We start from the raw sequence: 17,790 nt of genomic DNA on the forward strand, positions 1-17,790 counted from the left end.
CAGACAAAAATACAAAAGGCCATCAGGATAACTATGAGCTTTCATCCTGACAGCCTTTCATTTACCGTCTGCACGGCTCTATTTTTTCATATTTACAAACTGGGTATATCTCGGCAGCCATACCAGCTCCACAGTTCCGATCGGGCCGTTTCTCTGCTTGGCTATGATAATTTCCGCAATGTCTTTCTTCTCGGTATCTTTGTGATAATAATCATCTCGATAGATAAACATGACCACATCCGCATCCTGCTCAATAGCTCCGGACTCTCGAAGATCCGAGAGCATCGGCCTGTGATCCGGTCTCTGTTCCACTGCACGGCTAAGCTGTGATAACGCAATTACCGGTACATCGATCTCTCTTGCCAACGCTTTCAGCGATCGTGAAATATCTGAAATTTCCTGCTGTCTGGAATCCGATTTTCCACTTCCGCTCATCAGCTGAAGATAATCGATCATGATGATCCCCAGATTATGCTCAAGCTTATATTTTCTGCATTTGGAACGAAGCTCCGCAATGGAAATTCCAGGTGTATCATCAATAATAAGATTGGAGCCACCGATAATATCCGCTCCTTCTACCAGCTTCGTCCAGTCCTCATCTTTCAGATTTCCGGTACGGAGATTCTGGGAATCCACGTGAGATTCCATAGCAAGAAGACGGTTTACCAGCTGCTCCTTGGACATCTCCAGACTGAAAATAGCCACGGTCACATCTTTACGAAACGCCATATACTGGGCAATATTCAATACAAAGGCAGTTTTTCCCATGGAAGGTCGAGCTGCGATCAGTACAAGATCGGATGCGTGCATACCGGAAGTCTTATAATCCAGATCCACAAATCCGGTCGGGATCCCGGTAACGGAGCCCTTCAGCTTGGAAGCCTTCTCAATATTGCTGACTGCATTCAACACAACCTGCTGGATCGGCACATAATCGCTGCCATTTGTTCTCTGCAAAATATTAAACAGCTTTTTCTCGGATTCCTCAAGTATGGTTTCCGTACTGTCCTTTTCCAGATAACAGGCATTGGCAACTTCTTCCGTAGTCCGTATCAGCCGACGGAGAACTGCCTTTTCGCTTACGATATTGGCATAGTATTTCACATTGGCTGATGTAGGAACTGCTGCGATCAGATCACGGACATATTCCATACTGCTGATGTCCGGCGGAAGCTCTTTCTCCTTGAGACGATTCTGCAGAGTGATCAGATCTACCGGCTGTCCTTCATTACAGAGCTCCACCATGGCATCAAAAATGATGCCGTATTGTTTTTGATAAAAATCATCACTGGTCAGGATCTCGGAAGCCACCAGGATCGCATCACGATCCAGGATCATGGATCCGATCACTGACTGCTCTGCCTCAATACTGTGAGGCAGAATCCTCTTGATCAGTGCTTCTTCCATTGATTACGCCTCTTTTACCCAGACTTTGAGACTTCCGGTTACCTTCGGATGAAGTCGTACCGGAACATTGGTAACACCCAGGTTACGGATCGGATTCTCCAGCTGGAGCTTTTTCTTATCGATATCAAGATTCAGCTGTTTTTTGGCTGCCTCTGAGATTTCTTTTGAGGATACAGAACCGAATGTTCTTCCGCCTTCACCTACCTTCAGAGTAAGGATAACCTCCTTTGTGGAAAGCTCCTCTGCAAATGCCTTGGCAGCGTCCAGGTTTTCCTGTGCAACCTTTTCTTCATTTGCCTTACGGAGTTTCAGGTCATTGAGATTCTTGGATGTAGCTTCAACACCAAGCTTTTTTGGCAGGATCATGTTTCTTGCATATCCGTCACTTACATTTACGATCTGTCCCTTTTTACCCAGGGATTTAACATCTTCCAGAAGAATTACTTTCATTTCTATTTGTCCCCTTCCTGATATAACTGGTCTATAATTTCTTTCAGCATTCTTTCGGTCTCATCCATGGTGTCTTTCACCTGTGCACCGGCAATATTCAGATGTCCGCCGCCGCCCATCCGTTCCATCATGACCTGTACATTCACTTCATCAATGGCTCTGGCACTGATGTAAACCTCATTATTATAGCTGGTAAGAACAAAAGATGCCTTGACTCCTGCGATATTGAGCAGCTCATTGGCCGCCTGTGCTCCTACAACGGTAGGACTTTCCAGACCTTCACTCGGACATCTTGCAATGGCAAAATAATCTCTGTAGATCTCCGCAGTACGAACTGCCTCCGCTCTCGCCTTATAGGAATCAATATTATCCCGGAGCATCTTACGTACACGTGTCACATCTGCTCCGCATCTGCGCAGGAATGCTGCTGCCTCAAAGGTACGCACACCCGCTCTTGTTGTAAAGTTGTTGGTATCGATCATGATACCCGCATAAATACAGTCCGCCTCAATACTTCGAAGCTTCAGCCCGTCTGCAAAATACTGCAGGATCTCTGCGATCATCTCGCAGCTTGAGGATGCATATGGCTCCACATAGGACAGAACTGCATTCTGAATCACCTCGCTGCCGCGGCGGTGATGATCCAATACCACAATGGTCTTTGTCATATAGAGAAGATCCTGGCATTCGGTATAGCTTGGCTTGTTGGTATCCACCACAATTACTACCGTATTGTTATCCACCAGTTCTTTGGCCTGATTACTGTCCACAAACATGGACGGCTCATAATCCGGATTCTCCATAAATCCACTCATCAGCGGCCGAATGGATGTGGTCGGATCATTGATCACAATATGCACCGGCTTACCAAGAGTCTTACCGGCACGGTAAATACCGATCCCAGCTCCCAGAGCATCCACATCTGTGATCTTGTGTCCCATAACCACCACTCGATCCTTGGTGCTCATAAATTCCTTCAGAGCCTGAGCCTTCACTCGTGCCTTCACTCGGGTTGATTTCTCCATCTGCTGTGCCTTGCCGCCAATGTAGGTAATATTATTTTCATTTTTGATCACTACCTGATCACCGCCACGGCCCAGTGCCATCTCAATGGCAATTCTGGCATATTCGTAATTCTGGATATACGTAGAAGCATTCAGACCGATTCCGATACTTAATGTCACAGCCATTTCATTTCCGATGTTAACCGTCTTAACCTCATCCAGGATATGAAAACGCTGTTCCTTCAGTGTTTCCAGTGAACTCTGGCGCATGATCAGAAGATATTTATCTTTCTCCAGTTTCTTCACAAGGCCGTCAAAGTTGGAAAAATACTTGGTGATCTTTCGGTCGATCAGTGCGATAAGCAGAGATCTTCTCACATCCTCCACGCTCTCCAGTGCTTCTTCATAATTATCCAGATAAGCCAGTGCTACAACAAGCTTGTTATCCTCATTTTTCTGGATGTATTCCTTAAGTTCTGTTTCATCATAAAGATACATGGCGATCAGACTGACATTCTGGGACATATTCTCCAAAATATCCGCATGGCTGACTACTTCACCCATAGTCACCCGCTGCATGGAAACCCGATAGATCCGATCCCCGAAATGTATACTCATCTCAGAAATTTCCGGTTCATCGGCTACAGGAAGCTTGTCCGAAGTAATATCCGGGAAAACTGTGCTGATATTTTTTTTATAAAACTGATCTCTCCCCGTGATCTCTGAAAAAATACGGTTGGACCAGATCATGCGGCCTTCCATATCCATAATGACATAAGGAAGCGCCAGTTCTTCCAGCATCCGCTTTTCTACCACATCATACTGATTGGCAAATGCGATCATATCATTGATGATCAGCGGTTTGTGATATCGAAAAAGCTGTACTGCGATAAAAATATAGATCACAGTACCTACAGACACCAGAATTCCGGCCTTTACACTTACAATAAACACCAGCAGGTCCAGCAGCACGACCAGGACCGAAAGGTACAGCGGCCAGCGCATGAAGTGTTTCATAGGCCCCTTGAATTTAACTTTGTTGTTCATTGCTTTTTCCTGTTCTTAATGTAATTTAACCCACAAGTTATTTAACATTATACCAGATTCCTTATTATAATTCCATAGCAATGATAAAATCTGTTTTGCTCATAAAAAAAACAGGGCCGCTGCCTCCAGATGACTACTCATCTGTTTCGCAACGACCCCGTATAAGATCAGAATTAGTCCTGAACGTATGGCATCAGGGACATATGACGTGCTCTCTTAACAGCAACTGTCAGTGCTCTCTGATGTTTCGCACAGTTACCTGTAATTCTTCTCGGGAGAATTTTACCTCTCTCGGAAACATACTTTCTTAACTTTGCTACATCCTTGTAATCGATCTCGTTATTCTCTTTACCGCAGAATACACAAACTTTTTTTCTTCTGCGTCCGCCTCTTCTCTTCATCGGAGAATCTGGTCTCTCGCCTCTATTGTAAGCCATGATTGTTTCCTCCTATCTTATTCGTCTCATCTGTCTTGATCAGATGTTCTAATTGAACGGCAGCTCCTCATCAATTCCATCTGGAATGTTCATGAAGCCGTCGGCGCTTGCTGCGCTCGGACTCGGCATAGACGTTGCAGGTGCTGCCTCTGTTCTCGGATGAGCTGCTGCATAGCTGTCGCTTGATGCTTTGCTCTCAGCAAATTCCTGATCCTCAACAACAACCTCTGTCGTATAAACCTTCTGTCCCTCACGGTTCGTATAGCTTCCTGTCTGGATACGTCCCGTAACTGCAATTTTCAGTCCCTGTCTGAAATACTTTTCTGCAAATTCTGCTGTACGTCCGAAAGAAACACAGCTGATAAAATCAGCACTTGCCTCTCCGTCACGACGGAATCTGCGATCAACTGCCAGCGTATATCTGGCGATTGCCAGGGCATTTTCGCCTGCGGAATATCTTACCTCAGGATCTCTTGTCAAGCGTCCCATTAATATTACTTTGTTCATCGTTCTACCTCTCTTATGATTTCACTTAACTGAACAGGTTCTTAATGGTGTTTTCGAAAAATCCGCTGCAAAAATTATGCCTCTTTCTTGACAACCAGGTATCTTAATACATTGTCCATGATGCGGACATGTCTCTCGATCTCCGCCGGGCACTGAGAATCTGCTTCAAACTGAATAAAATAGTAGAAGCCTTCATGCATTTTCTGAATCTCGTAAGCTAATTTCTTCTTACCCCATTCTTCAACTTCTGTGATCACGCCGTTGTAACGTGTGATGTAGCCTTTTGCTTTCTCAACTACAGCGTCACGTGCTTCGTCCTCAAGCTTAGCGCTCACAACTAATGCTAACTCGTACTTGTTCATGCTTGTCTTAACCTCCTTATGGTCTTTTGGCCCTTTGCCTGTCAAAGAGCAAGGATATGAAATATATCACGATTGTTGATTCTAGCACATCTCTCCCGTGATGTAAAGCATAAATTTAATTTTTTTCAATTTTTTTCAAATCTCGTGTATTTTTCTCAACCAGCTTACGTGCCACCATGATCTGATGTCCGCAGCCCTTGCATTTCAGGCGGAAATCCGCTCCTACGCGAAGGATCTCCCATTCTTTACTGCCACAGGGATGAGCCTTCTTCAGTGTGACAATATCTCCAACTTCATAATTTAATCCCATTTGATACTCCTCATTTTTATTTTGCAGATCATCCCAGGTTCCCATATTTTCAGACTCTTATCTGAGAAAACACCTGCCCGATCGGTTCTTTAATAAGAAGATCCGCATATTTATCCCTCGGTGTCGGTGCCTTGTTGATCACCACCAGATGATTTCCCCTGAAATAATCGATCAGGCCTGCTGCCGGATATACCGCCAGAGAAGTTCCCCCAATGATCAGCACCTCCGCCTCTGAGATCACTCTTACTGATTCCTGGATCGTATAGTCATCCAGCCCTTCCTCATAAAGGACCACATCCGGCTTGATCATGCCGCCGCAGCTGCACCGCGGAACACCTTTCGATTCCTTCATATATTTAAAATCATAGAATTTCCCGCATTTCATACAATGATTTCGGTAAACGCTTCCGTGAAGCTCCAGGACCTTTTTACTTCCTGCCATCTGGTGAAGATTATCGATATTCTGAGTGATCACAGCCTTCAGCTTTCCTGTTTGCTCCATCTCCGCCAGCTTAAGATGTGCCGCATTCGGTTTTGCAGTATCACAAAGCATCTTATCTCTGTAAAATTTAAAGAATTCCTCAGGTTTTCGCATAAAAAATGTATGGCTTAAGATCGTCTCCGGCGGGTAATCATATTTCTGGTTATACAGTCCGTCCTGGCTTCGAAAATCCGGGATCCCGCTTTCTGTTGAAACACCTGCGCCGCCGAAAAATACAATATTTCTGCTCTCATCAATGATCTTTTGTAATTTTTCTATCTCATTTCCCATATCATTTCCTCCCAAACTTATCCGCAAAAGCTCTACTGTGGGTTCACCGCATTCACTCTTTTTCCCTGTACCACAAAACGTGTTGCCTGATTGCCGGTACAGGTTGATAATGTAACGATCTTATCCTTCACATTGGCTTCACTTGCAGTGGCATCTGTTCTGATCTCCGAATTCTGGAACATTTTTTTCTCATATTCCAGAAACTCTTTGCCAGGTCCTTTAAATAAGGTATACGTATCGCTGTTTACAGAAGTCGTATACGCTGCAATAATCTCATACCGGTAATCTTTTTCCGGTGTGAGGATCCAGAAATATTTGCTGGTATTATAAAGCGTCTCATCAGCTCTGTACTTTTTCAGCATTCCAAACATGGAACCATTCTTCATGTTGTGTCCGTACACCAGGGTATTACAATCGCTGAAATCTCTTTTGTTCTCATAATCAATAAAGATCGTTCCCGCAAAATTATAATTTTTCTCATATGTCTGGTGCAGATAAAAATTATTATCCTCTCCCTGTACCACCGGATAACTGATCTCAGGCAATGCTTCCATATAGATCCAGCCGATCACATCCTCATTGATACTCCTGAGAGAATCAAAATCAATGCTCACAGGTGCTACAGGCTGTTCATCCGGCTGATCTATCTCTTCCACCTGGTCCGGATCACGTTCTGTCACTGCCATTTCGGAAATGCTGTTATATTCATCGGTTCCTTTTTTATATTCTGTATAAATATGATAAAGGTTAAAAGCTGCATAACAGAAAATACAGATTGCCACGATCAGAACGATCGTCAGAATATGATCTCCAACTGTTTTTTTCTTTTTCACCTTGTTTTTCCTGCTCATAATCACACTCCTTTAAATCTGTCAGGATCATCTGGTTTCTGTATTTATTATAAATATCCCTCCGTTTTCTTGCAACCGTTTTGTTTTTGTCCTGTTTTATACAGAAAGAAGCCGCCTCGGAATGGGCATCCGAAGCGGCTTGTAAGGTATGTTCTATTTCAGAGCTGCTGTTATTTTTCAGGCCAGTTCTTTTCCTGTAAGCATTTTGTATGCCTGGAGATATTTCTCAATAGTCTTGTCAACGATCTCCTGCGGAAGTGTCCAGTCGTTGTCCGGATTGGCTTTCAGCCAGTCACGTGCAAACTGTTTGTCAAAGGATGGCTGACCATGTCCTGGTTCATAGCCTTCTGCCGGCCAGAAACGGGAGCTGTCCGGTGTCAGCATCTCATCACCGATAACCATGTTTCCATCCTCATCAAGACCAAACTCGAATTTTGTATCTGCAATGATGATTCCCTTGCTGAGTGCATACTCTGCACATTTTTTGTAAAGAGCAATGGTGTTGTCACGAAGCTTTTCTGCATACTCGCGTCCTTTTCCTGGGAAGTATTTCTCAAGATGATCGATACTCTGCTCAAAGGAAATATTCTCATCGTGATCACCGATCTCAGCCTTGGTAGATGGTGTGTAGATCGGCTCAGGCAGCTTGTCGGATTCCTTCAGTCCCTCCGGAAGCTTGATGCCGCATACAGTGCCGTTCTCCTTGTAGCTTGCCCAGCCGCTTCCTGTGATGTATCCACGTACGATACACTCGATCGGCAGCATGTTCAGTTTACGGCACATCATGGATTTTCCTTCGAATTTCTCCTGCTGGAAAAACTCCGGCATATCCTTGGTATCTACAGAGATCATGTGGTTCGGAAGAATGTCCTCAGTCATGTCAAACCAGAATTTGGACATCTGGGTCAGTACAGCACCTTTCTTTGTAACTTCGTTATTCAGAATTACGTCAAAGCAGCTGATACGGTCTGTTGCAACCATGATCAGACTGTCTCCATTGTCATAGATCTCACGTACTTTACCTTCTTTGATTGGTTTTAATTCCTGCATGTTCTCACACCTCATCATTCGGTTATTTGATTTTTGTTTTCGACACCGTTACCGTATCACCTCACAAGCCCTCCTGTCAAGATGTCAGGCCCCTTTCAGTCATAAGTATTCGTTAAGGGATCATTCATATTTCTAATAGTGATGCACATTCCTCCTGAAGCTTTTTCTCCTGTTTCCGGTAAAGAAGCTTCTCACTGCAGGCAAAATAAGGATCACAGCCATACTCCCGGATAAAGGCCGCCGCATGGCTGTTCCGGGTCAATCCGGTGACAAAAAGCACCGTTTCCTGTCCGTCCCCGAAGCATTCCTTCATAAATGTAAATGCCTGTTCCAGCTCCCCGCTGATCTTTTTCGCACAGGCCTTTCTCTTCTCCGCCATTTCCGTAAACAGCTGCCGGATCCGTTCAAAACCAGCCTCTGTTTCTGTAATATGCTCCTTTCGGATAGTAAGGCTGAATTCCTCCAGAGTGCGGATCACAAGCTCTTCCGTAGTCTGCTGATCTGCGGTAAGAAGCTCCGCCTCCAGACGGACAGCCAGACTTTTCTTCTTCATATCTGTAAATTCATCCAGCGCTGTCATGTCCTTTTTATCCTGAAGAAAAGCTTTCAGATGCAGAAGTTCCTGATAAACAGCACCTGTCTCACCATCCATCTTCTCATAGGTCAGAAAACCTCCGTTCAGACCGTCAAGCAGAAGCCCTGTCACAAGGAAGCGTTCCTCAAAGGAAGCTTCCTTCGCCATTTTTACCTTTTTCTGCTGTTCCTCCTCCGGCATCTCTCCGGAAAGCAGACGTTCCAGGCCATAGTCCTCTCCGTACTTCCGATACAGCTGATAGCTGGCAAAAAAGTTTCTTGCGATCTCCTCTCTGCATAAATACTCCCCGACCAGATTCTCTGTGATCTCCACGCCCAGCTCCTCATAAGCCTTCAGGATCTCAGACAGGTCTTCCCAGCCTCTTGCTGTCACGAAGAATTTCCCGTCCACTGTATTCTCCACAGAATAAAAATGATCCTTTTTCATGCCGAGATAAGCCAGGATTGATCCGTGGATCTCCTTTTTCCAGGCATACTCCATCCACACCTCAAGATCTGCCTCGATATCCATCCTCCGCACACGGTCCAGTGTTACAATATCAAACTCCCGGACCGATTTATTATATTCCGGAGGATTTCCTGCTGCCGCAATCAGCCATCCTTCCGGCACACTGTGGCTTCCGAAGGTCTTGTTCTGAAGGAACTGCAGCATGGTAGGCGCAAGTGTCTCGGAGACACAGTTGATCTCATCGATAAACAGGATTCCCTCCTTCTTTCCGGTACGTTCCATACAATCATACACAGAAGCAATGATCTCGCTTAAGGTATACTCTGTGATGCTGACCTCTTTTCCGTTGTAGCACCGGGTCACGATCCTTGGCAGTCCTACCGCACTCTGTCTTGTATGATGGGTAATGGTATAGGCTACCAGACCTACATTACATTCCTCTGCCACCTGCTCCATGATCGCTGTTTTCCCGATTCCGGGAGGCCCCATAAGCAGGACGGGACGCTGCCGGAGTTTAGGAAATGTGTAGCGTCCGGCTGCATCCTTCCGGTTGTAAGCCAGTAAGGTATGTTTGATCTCTTCTTTTGCCTCTTTTATGTTCATGTTCTGTAACGCACTCCTTCCTGTTCTGCCACAAGCCGGATCGCCCAGGGCGGAACAAGCTCCATTTTTTCTGTTTTATGTAAAAATACAAAGGCCGTTTCATAATCCGGTTTGCTTCCGGGATATATCCCATCCCCGTCTGTAAAATAGATCAGAGCCTTAAGACTGCGGATTTCTTTTTTCTCCTGCTGCTCCTTCACATACCGGAACACCGGCCGGAAATCTGTTCCGCCCCGGCCCTGTATGGTGATATTTTTGCTGTATTCCTTCCATTCTTCCTCGGAATGGATCACCTTAACATCCTGGATACAGCAGTCACACTGGATCAGATACACCTTCATTTTATGGAAAAAATTCTCTTTTTCACTGAGAATAGAATACGTTTCTCCAAGGAATCTCCGCACAGTCTCTCCATCACAGGAGCCGGAAGTATCAATGGCGATCACCAGCTCCTCCAGACGGTTCACTTCCTTATATTCCAGCGGCTCGATCAGCGGAAGATTTCCATAATGCTCCATCCCGTAATTATAAAAAATATAATCAAAGCTTTCCGTATCCAGCTCCACCTCTTCCCGCAGCACAGAAAACTGACGGAGAAACTTTTTGTAATCGTACCTTCCGGATCTTACCGTTCCTGCCTCTTCCTTCTGGTCCCCTTTCTGGCTTCCCCGCCGTTTCCGGTGATCCTGACGGTTTGCGGCAGTATAGGAAAGAAGCTTGTTCCATTTTTCCTTTGTTCTTTTTCCTTTTTCTCCTGTGCAGGTGTCCCACAGGGTGTGGTCATCAAAATGAAAGGCTTCCTCCAGTTCTTCCAGGTGAAACGGAAAAACCTGTTCCTTCAGCTTCCGGCAGATCTTTTCTGCGGAATCCGACCTGTCTCCCAGAATATGAAAAACCTTTTCACGGATTTTTTTCGCATCGCCGCCTGTCTCCAGAATCGGGATCTTTTCCCTGGAAATGATCTGTTCCACCGCAATATCACAGGCCAGGTTCCATAAGCGTCTGTCCTCCTGATCCTCCCGAAAAAGGTGCAGATACAGACAGTGCAGCAGCATATGCAGATAACCTCTTCGCACTGCCTCCGGCTTTTTTACATAAAGCTTCAGAAGATATTCCGGGGAAAAAAGAAAAAAAGCTCCATCTGTTCCAATGGTTCCGGTCTGCTCTGAGCCCTTCCCGGAAATGCAGGCAAAAGCACCGTCCAGATATGGAAAATAGTAGTACAGTTCGTTCCTTATATTTTCCAGGATATGTATTCCAAGCTCTTCCTGCCTCCGTTCCACCGAATCCGCCTCCATTCCCGCTTTCCTGAAAAAATCACAGCTCGAATTTCTTCTCTTTAAATCCATAATTTGCTTTTTTCAAATGGAGAAGTCCCATCAGCGCTGCAGGTCTCCTCCACTCTTCAGCCAGTTTCAGGAACACTTCCAGTTCCTGTTCCCCAAACCATTCGTTCTCATAAAGCTTCTCGATCTTTTCCCAGTCATCTTCCAGGATCAGGCGTTCCACAGCCGGACGGATCCTTTTCTTAAGATATGCTCCATAATGCGCGCGTTCCTCTTCCTCCACACCTTCCTCCAGAAAATATCCCCGCAAGGCAACTGCCAGCCGCAGCGGCTCCTGTTTGGTACTTCCGAATTTCCGGTAAAGATGAATGGCCTCTTCTTTGGCATCCTCGTTCTCCGCCCGCATTTCAAGAGCAGTGGCAGCAACTTCCACATCTTTTTGAAAACGGCTTAATTCTGTCATAATGATCCCTCCTGTCTGCTGTCTGTTTATAGTGTTCGAGGAAATGCTTTTGTATGATATTATCATATCACGTACCGTTTTGTTTGAACATTATTTTTTGATAAAAAAGAAGCCGCCACTGCCTTTTTTCTGACAGTGACGGTCCGAAATTATTTTCTCAGATTCCCTTTTTATAAAGAATAAATGAATAGATCATTGGCACAAGGATGACCAGCAAAATTACCGCAAAAACAATTTCCGTTTTCAGGAGCAGCGAATTCATAAGAAAAAGCAGCCCTGACAGGATCAGTATCCAGCCTGTCATACGGTTGGTACGGTTCCAGTTCTCTTCGCTGTTCAAGGTCCAGGGAAGCTTCATTCCCACTGTATAATTCTGTTTCACCTTATGAACGTAATTTCCGAGAATGATAAACATGATCCCCACCATGATATTCACGATCACACCTATATCAATGTCCATACCCAGAGCAAGACCATAGATTGACATGCAGGTAATCACAGACACCACCGGAACCAGCCACAGGACCATGGTAAAAATACGCCTGTTGATATTTTTTCTCTTTGGATCATTGGCTGTAAAAAACACGCAAAACAGATGGATCAGCAAAAGCAGAAATGGAATTCCAAAAACTGCCATCGGCTTGCTGCTCCAGCCGTTGGCCAGATTATGCTGATCAAAATGTGTTGCGATCTTCTCCGGCAGACGGTTCCACAGCAGGATCCCTGCCAGTGACGGCGAGATCGTAAGGATACTCCCGGAGATCAGGGACATTTTATATTCCTTCAGAAACTCTTTTCTTTCTTCACCTTTCATCATTCTTTCCCCCTTTCAGATCACTGAGCCACAGAAGCAGCTCCTCTACAACTGTGGTATTCAGTTCGTAATACACGAAATTCTTTACCTTCGTCTCCCACACAAGATCTGCTTTCTTCAAAATTTTCAGATGATAGGATATGGTTGCGCCTGTCATGTTAAAATGTCCTCCGATCTCACCGGCTGACATTTTCCCGTTTTTCAGAAGCTGCAGGATTTCTCTCCGCACAGGATCCGAAAGTGCCTTGAAGGTTTCCGCAAACGCCATCGTGTATGTCTTCCTCCTTTTGGATGGTATTTAGAAATATTTCTGAATAGAATATATCATTTTCAGATTTCCCAGTCAATAAGTATTTAGATTTTTTTCTAAATACTTACATTTGTCATCTATAAAAAAATGAGGATACCGATCATCGCCTCTGCGACCTTACGATATCCTCATTCACCATCGATCAACCATTATTTATTTTTTCCCCTCTTAAACCTACCTCATGCAAAAACCAAGACTGGATGTGATCTCCGGCGCAAGCTCCGGCACATGTGCACAAAAGTCCATCTCTCTGCCAAGGCCAATGGATGCAACTCCAAGAATGGATTTGCCATTTACTGTTCTGCTTCCCCTTTTCAGATCCACTGCAAACGGAAAATGCTCCGTCACATCAAGAAAACGGTTCACTTCATCCATGCTCTCAAACTGTACTTTTTTTACTGTCATCGTTTTTTTCACCTCTTTTCTCTATCTATACTACTATTTTACTATGATATAATTATTTGTATAGAGTATTTTTTTTATAAAAAAGGTGATTTTTTTAGATGTTATCTTCTCCTATTTCTGTTACAATATAAAAAAACAACACCCAGGAGGTATCAGAATGTCAAAAAAGAACCTTATCGCAGGACAATCCGGCGGACCGACCGCAGCTATCAACAGCAGTCTTTACGGTGTGGTATCTGAAGCACTTAAACATACAGAGGAGATCGACCATGTTTATGGTATGGTCAACGGCATTGAGGGATTTTTAAACGGAACAGTCCTTGATTTCCAGGAAGCACTTCCGGGAGAGCAGCTTCTCGCTCTTACCTGGACACCCGGTGCCTATCTCGGCTCCTGCCGTTACAAGCTTCCGGAATCCCTGGAGGATCCGGTTTATCCGAAGCTTTTTCAGAAATTCGAGGAGATGAACATCGGCTGGTTCTTTTATATCGGCGGCAACGATTCCATGGATACCGTCAGCAAGCTTTCCCGCTATGCTGAAAAGATCGGCAGCGACATCCGTATCCTCGGTGAGCCGAAGACCATTGATAACGACCTTGTAAACACCGACCATACTCCCGGATTCGGAAGTGCTGCCCGCTACGTAGCCTCCACCGTCCGTGAGATCACCCTGGACGCCTGTGTCTATGAGAAAAAATCTGTCACTATCATCGAGATCATGGGACGTCACGCAGGCTGGCTCACCGGAGCTGCTGCCCTTGCCCGGAAATACGTTGGAGACAATCCGCTTCTCATTTATCTTCCGGAAACCGATTTCGATGTAGAAGAATTTCTCCAGAAAGTTCATGCTGCCTTCGAGAAAAACTGCAACGTCGTAGTCTGTGTATCTGAGGGAATCCATGATAAAGACGGCACTTTCATCTGCGAATACGACAGCGCTGCCGGAACCGACGCCTTCGGTCACAAGATGCTTGCTGGCTGCGGTAAATATCTTGAGAATCTTGTACGCAGCCGTCTTGGTGTCAAAGCCCGCTCCGTAGAGCTCAATGTAAGCCAGCGCTGCTCTGCAGCTATGCTCGCCGGAACAGACCAGCAAGAAGGCATCCTCGCCGGTGAATTTGGTGTACAGGCTGCCCTGAACGGCGAAACCGGAAAGATGATCGCATTTAAACGTCAGAGTGATTCTCCGTACTCCATGAAATGTACACTGGAGGATGTCAACGTTATCTGCAACGAAGAAAAGACGGTCCCTGTGGAATGGATCACAGAAGACGGCTCCGATGTCACCGAAGACTTTATCCGCTATGCCCGCCCGCTGATCCAGGGAACTGTAAATGTTCCGGTTGGTGAGGATGGACTGCCGGCGTTCGTGTATCGGAAATAAGATTTGTGGTAATGCGGATAAAAATATCCACATTTGCTGCGTAACTCTGTCCTGAGTAACTGTTTATCCGTCATTCGATAAAAAATGCACCGGGAATTTCCTAATAGTTCCCGATGCATTTTCTTTATTTCTCTCTATATATTTTTCTTTTTTATTTCTTACTGCGATATGCTTCTGCTTCCCAGTGTGTGATAAAATATGTGATCTCATCGGTCATCTGCAGCGGGCCGCCAAAGCTCTCTGCATACACTGCAAGCTTGATCGCATCCTTTACCAGAAGCTGTGCCTTTGCTGCCTTTCCCTTGTCATCTTCCATGATAAATGCGCCAACACCCTGTACTAGGATCAGTCTTGGCTCTTTATCATGCTCTGTCATAAATGCATCCAGCGCATTTTTCGCCTCATCAATATTTTCTACAAATAACGGATAAGGTCCGCAATATACAATATGATCCGGAGTAAACGGCTTCAGAAGAGGTGCCGCAGCAGTTTTATCTTTTACAAAATGATCCGCCTCCGCAGCCGGTACGACTTCCACCGCATGTCCGAGCATACTGGAAAGCTTCTGTGCTGCCTGCTCTTTTTCAGGTGTAACTGCATCACTTACATCCGCAGTTCTCTTTACGTGCTTTTCCAGCTTTCCGATCACACCATCGAATAAAACGCCGATCTCCTCTACAGTATCAGCCGCAACAAAAATTCCGTGATTCTGAAGCAGAAGAACCTGCACGTCTTTTCCTGTTTCTTCTTTATAGGCATTCATTTTCTCGAAGCAGATACGGGCAAGTGTGTATCCCGGTTTGCAGATATCGATCCAGAGTACATCTTTTCCAAGAAGCTCTTCGCAAAGAGCCTTTGCGCCCATTCCGCAGGTCAGTCCATTGATCAGTGTCGGATGAACATGCAGGACATACGTATAAGCAAACAGATTGTGGAGCAGTGCTTCCACGCTGGGACGTTTGGTTTTATCCTCATCGGTCACTGCCGCCATTACATCTGCAAGATATGCAGATTCACGCTTCACATCATCCGCCGGATATTCCGTTTTCATGATCTCATTCAGACGGGCTCTGTCCATTTTGACAAATTCCTCTGCCTTAATGGTAGCAAGCTGTGTACCGGATCCCTTTACATACAGTGTTGTATCGTCTTTTACAGAAGTATTACCGCCTCCTGCCAGAACATAGGCCGGATTGCTTCCGTAAGTGTTTGACATTTTTACCAAAGTTGAAAGCTCCATAAGTAAAATTCCTCCCTGTTGTGTCATTATATGATTTTTCCATATATTTATAGTACACGATACAAAGTGAATTATCTATATGAATATTTTTTCCAAAATTAGTACTTTCGTATCCTTTTTTTATTTTTCCAAATGTAATATCTATGCATCTACTCTTTCCAAAGGAAATGATCTGTTTCTGCTTTTCATATTTTTTCCAGCTCGCATCATCTCACGTCAGCAGTTCAAAGGTATGATACAGATCCACCTTCCCATACCCCCACTCCGGGTTTGGGTACTGCATGTTTTCTTCTCTTCTTGCGCCTCTCTGCAGATAATATTTCACGCTGCTCCCGGTAAAAAACGGCTGGTTATCCCGTATGATCGCCCATTCAAACAGAAGTGCCGCGATACCGGCGGTCTGTGCGGCGGAGATACTGGTTCCGGAGCGGGTTCCAAAGCCGCCTCGTACCAGCGGCACTTTTACGTTAACGCCAGGAGCTGCCAGATGTGGAGTTATCATGCCATCTGGCGTATAGCCTCTGCCTGCTGCAATGTAGATGCTTCCGTCACGATGCTGGTAGGCAGTTGCCGTAATGCTGTTCCTGGCGTCTCCCGGCGCTGTCACCGTGGTATAGGGGGATGGTTCCAGAAAATAGGTATCCTGGGAGATCAGCCCTTCCACAGGAAGCCATATATGGAACTGTACGTTCTGTTGATTTCTTGCCTGGGTAAAAATTTTCCAGATACCGGACGCCGGATGGAAAAATCGGATATACACCAGGGAATATCCGGTCTGACGCTCGATCAGGATATAATTCACATACACCTTTGTTTCCACAAAAACAAATGACAGCTCCTGGGTTCTGGAACCTATGGAACTGCTGACTTCCAGTATCTCACCGGTTGGTGACTGGATGGAAAGCTCATAGATTTCCGGCGGTTCTCCCCAGAATTCTATGGTAAAGCCCTGCTCTCTTTCCGCTACACGGAGTTCTGTCACGATCTGTTCCCTTCCCTGAGAAAAAATCCCCGTACTGTGGTTTCTTGTATTTCCTTCGTTTCCTGCTGCCACAGATACGGATACCTGAGAAAAATTTGCCACATAGTCCACATACTGGCTTAACGCATTGGTCCCCAGATGCGCGCCCTGGCTGCTTCCGATCCCCAGGCAGATAGAAAGTGGCATCTTCAGCTTTTTGGCCTGGGAAATCGCAAAAGCAATGGCCATCATCACATCATTTTCCTGAAAAGCTTCTGCCTCCGGAGGATAAAGATAAAAATTCCGGAGATATTGCTTTGCCGGCTTTACCTTGATAATGATCAGGGTTGCCTCCGGCGCTGCTCCGGTAAAATTTTCTCCGGGTACCATATTTCCAGCAGCAATACCTGCCAGTGCCGTGCCATGGCCGTTGGTATCTCTGGATGGCACGATGGCAAACGGCTCCTCGGAAGCCAGTGCCCGGTCGATATCCTTTTTCCGGAATAATTTGCCATATGGAACTTCTGTATCTGCTATATCATCCCCCGGCAAATTATCTGCATCTCCATTTTCAGCTTCCAACTCCCGTCCAGACTGATTTTGTTCTTCCTCTTCTATGGACTGATCCCATAAATAAGCGATTCTGGAGCCGCCTGCATTTCGAAACACTTCATTCTGATAATCAATCCCCGAATCGATCACCGCCACCGCAGTACCTTTTCCACGCAGCTTCAGATAAGGGTGATCGTGCAGCCTGTTGATCCCTGATTCCCCTGCTGCCTCCATATCCATGTAGGTATAACATTTCGGGATCGAATTATAGGAGGTTCCCGTGACCTCAATTTCTCCCATACTTTCCAGCGGAACATAAAGAACCCCGAAAATTTCATTGATCGCCCTAAAAGATGCCCCCGGAAAAAGTTCCATAGTATCCTGGACATTCTGCATATATTTCACGATAAAATCCCCGAAGCGCTGACTCTGTGCCGGATTTTCCGTCTGCGCTCCGGGGATCTTATCCTCTGTTTTCATATTTGGTTCAAAATCTTCTTTTCTGAGCATGACAGGCCTGCTTTCGCCTTTTT

General features: G+C 45.4%; 19 protein-coding genes. 1 reads left to right on the plus strand and 18 read right to left on the minus strand.

What is annotated here, in order from left to right; genetic code table 11:
- Positions 1-78: 78 nt before the first annotated feature.
- The 16 genes from dnaB to NCY57_RS00245 all read right to left on the minus strand — a co-directional run bounded on the left by dnaB (position 79) and on the right by NCY57_RS00245 (position 13,120).
- Positions 79-1,407, minus strand: coding sequence for a replicative DNA helicase (dnaB, locus tag NCY57_RS00170; RefSeq protein ID WP_015527183.1), 1,329 nt, complete (start codon positions 1,405-1,407; stop codon positions 79-81).
- Between the two features lie 3 nt (positions 1,408-1,410).
- Positions 1,411-1,857, minus strand: a complete 447-nt coding sequence (gene rplI / locus NCY57_RS00175; protein WP_015527184.1) for a 50S ribosomal protein L9 — start codon at positions 1,855-1,857, stop codon at positions 1,411-1,413.
- Between the two features lie 2 nt (positions 1,858-1,859).
- Positions 1,860-3,908 (minus strand): DHH family phosphoesterase, encoded by a 2,049-nt coding sequence (locus tag NCY57_RS00180; RefSeq protein ID WP_227589084.1) that lies wholly within the window; start codon positions 3,906-3,908, stop codon positions 1,860-1,862.
- 173 nt (positions 3,909-4,081) lie between these two features.
- Positions 4,082-4,345, minus strand: a complete 264-nt coding sequence (rpsR, locus tag NCY57_RS00185; protein ID WP_021651398.1) for a 30S ribosomal protein S18 — start codon at positions 4,343-4,345, stop codon at positions 4,082-4,084.
- A 48-nt stretch (positions 4,346-4,393) separates the two neighbouring features.
- Positions 4,394-4,852 (minus strand): single-stranded DNA-binding protein, encoded by a 459-nt coding sequence (locus NCY57_RS00190; protein ID WP_015527188.1) that lies wholly within the window; start codon positions 4,850-4,852, stop codon positions 4,394-4,396.
- A gap of 74 nt (positions 4,853-4,926) precedes the next feature.
- Positions 4,927-5,214 (minus strand): 30S ribosomal protein S6, encoded by a 288-nt coding sequence (rpsF, locus tag NCY57_RS00195; protein ID WP_015527189.1) that lies wholly within the window; start codon positions 5,212-5,214, stop codon positions 4,927-4,929.
- A gap of 115 nt (positions 5,215-5,329) precedes the next feature.
- Positions 5,330-5,524: a DUF951 domain-containing protein gene (locus NCY57_RS00200; RefSeq protein WP_022426426.1), complete on the minus strand. Its 195-nt coding sequence runs from the start codon at positions 5,522-5,524 to the stop codon at positions 5,330-5,332.
- A 49-nt stretch (positions 5,525-5,573) separates the two neighbouring features.
- Complete coding sequence (locus NCY57_RS00205) at positions 5,574-6,296, minus strand: NAD-dependent protein deacylase (protein ID WP_110103217.1); 723 nt, start codon at positions 6,294-6,296, stop codon at positions 5,574-5,576.
- Between the two features lie 32 nt (positions 6,297-6,328).
- A complete protein-coding gene (gene srtB, locus NCY57_RS00210) occupies positions 6,329-7,147 on the minus strand; it encodes a class B sortase (protein WP_021651401.1) in 819 nt (272 codons plus the stop codon).
- Positions 7,148-7,324: 177 nt separating this feature from the next.
- Positions 7,325-8,197 carry a phosphoribosylaminoimidazolesuccinocarboxamide synthase gene (locus NCY57_RS00215; protein WP_015527192.1) on the minus strand — a complete coding sequence of 291 codons (873 nt, stop codon included), beginning with the start codon at positions 8,195-8,197 and terminating at the stop codon, positions 7,325-7,327.
- A gap of 124 nt (positions 8,198-8,321) precedes the next feature.
- The gene (locus tag NCY57_RS00220; protein ID WP_250789313.1) at positions 8,322-9,842 is read right to left on the minus strand and encodes an AAA family ATPase; all 1,521 of its coding nucleotides are present in this window, start codon (positions 9,840-9,842) and stop codon (positions 8,322-8,324) included.
- Entirely contained in the window at positions 9,839-11,125 is a 1,287-nt protein-coding gene (locus NCY57_RS00225; protein ID WP_250789314.1) for a vWA domain-containing protein, read from the minus strand. Before NCY57_RS00225 ends, NCY57_RS00220 begins: the two co-directional genes overlap by 4 nt.
- Before the next feature lie 34 nt (positions 11,126-11,159).
- Positions 11,160-11,591: a hypothetical protein gene (locus tag NCY57_RS00230; RefSeq protein ID WP_092068357.1), complete on the minus strand. Its 432-nt coding sequence runs from the start codon at positions 11,589-11,591 to the stop codon at positions 11,160-11,162.
- 157 nt (positions 11,592-11,748) lie between these two features.
- Positions 11,749-12,408 (minus strand): SdpI family protein, encoded by a 660-nt coding sequence (locus NCY57_RS00235; protein ID WP_320442562.1) that lies wholly within the window; start codon positions 12,406-12,408, stop codon positions 11,749-11,751.
- Positions 12,395-12,673 carry an autorepressor SdpR family transcription factor gene (locus tag NCY57_RS00240; protein WP_119239061.1) on the minus strand — a complete coding sequence of 93 codons (279 nt, stop codon included), beginning with the start codon at positions 12,671-12,673 and terminating at the stop codon, positions 12,395-12,397. Before NCY57_RS00240 ends, NCY57_RS00235 begins: the two co-directional genes overlap by 14 nt.
- A gap of 216 nt (positions 12,674-12,889) precedes the next feature.
- Positions 12,890-13,120 carry an HPr family phosphocarrier protein gene (locus NCY57_RS00245; RefSeq protein ID WP_015527198.1) on the minus strand — a complete coding sequence of 77 codons (231 nt, stop codon included), beginning with the start codon at positions 13,118-13,120 and terminating at the stop codon, positions 12,890-12,892.
- Between the two features lie 157 nt (positions 13,121-13,277).
- Here NCY57_RS00245 and NCY57_RS00250 point away from each other — a divergent pair, with 157 nt between their 5' ends.
- Positions 13,278-14,504 (plus strand): 6-phosphofructokinase, encoded by a 1,227-nt coding sequence (locus NCY57_RS00250; protein ID WP_015527199.1) that lies wholly within the window; start codon positions 13,278-13,280, stop codon positions 14,502-14,504.
- Positions 14,505-14,655: 151 nt separating this feature from the next.
- Here NCY57_RS00250 and NCY57_RS00255 read toward each other — a convergent pair whose 3' ends face one another.
- Both NCY57_RS00255 and NCY57_RS00260 read right to left on the minus strand, forming a co-directional pair.
- Positions 14,656-15,744 (minus strand): class II aldolase/adducin family protein, encoded by a 1,089-nt coding sequence (locus NCY57_RS00255; RefSeq protein WP_250789316.1) that lies wholly within the window; start codon positions 15,742-15,744, stop codon positions 14,656-14,658.
- A gap of 211 nt (positions 15,745-15,955) precedes the next feature.
- Entirely contained in the window at positions 15,956-17,767 is a 1,812-nt protein-coding gene (locus NCY57_RS00260) for a S8 family peptidase (protein ID WP_118752997.1), read from the minus strand.
- Positions 17,768-17,790 lie beyond the last annotated feature (23 nt).

Origin of the sequence: Blautia sp. MB18-30 (genome assembly GCF_023669475.1) — a bacterium.
Classification (GTDB): Bacteria; Bacillota; Clostridia; order Lachnospirales; family Lachnospiraceae; genus Blautia_A; species Blautia_A fusiformis.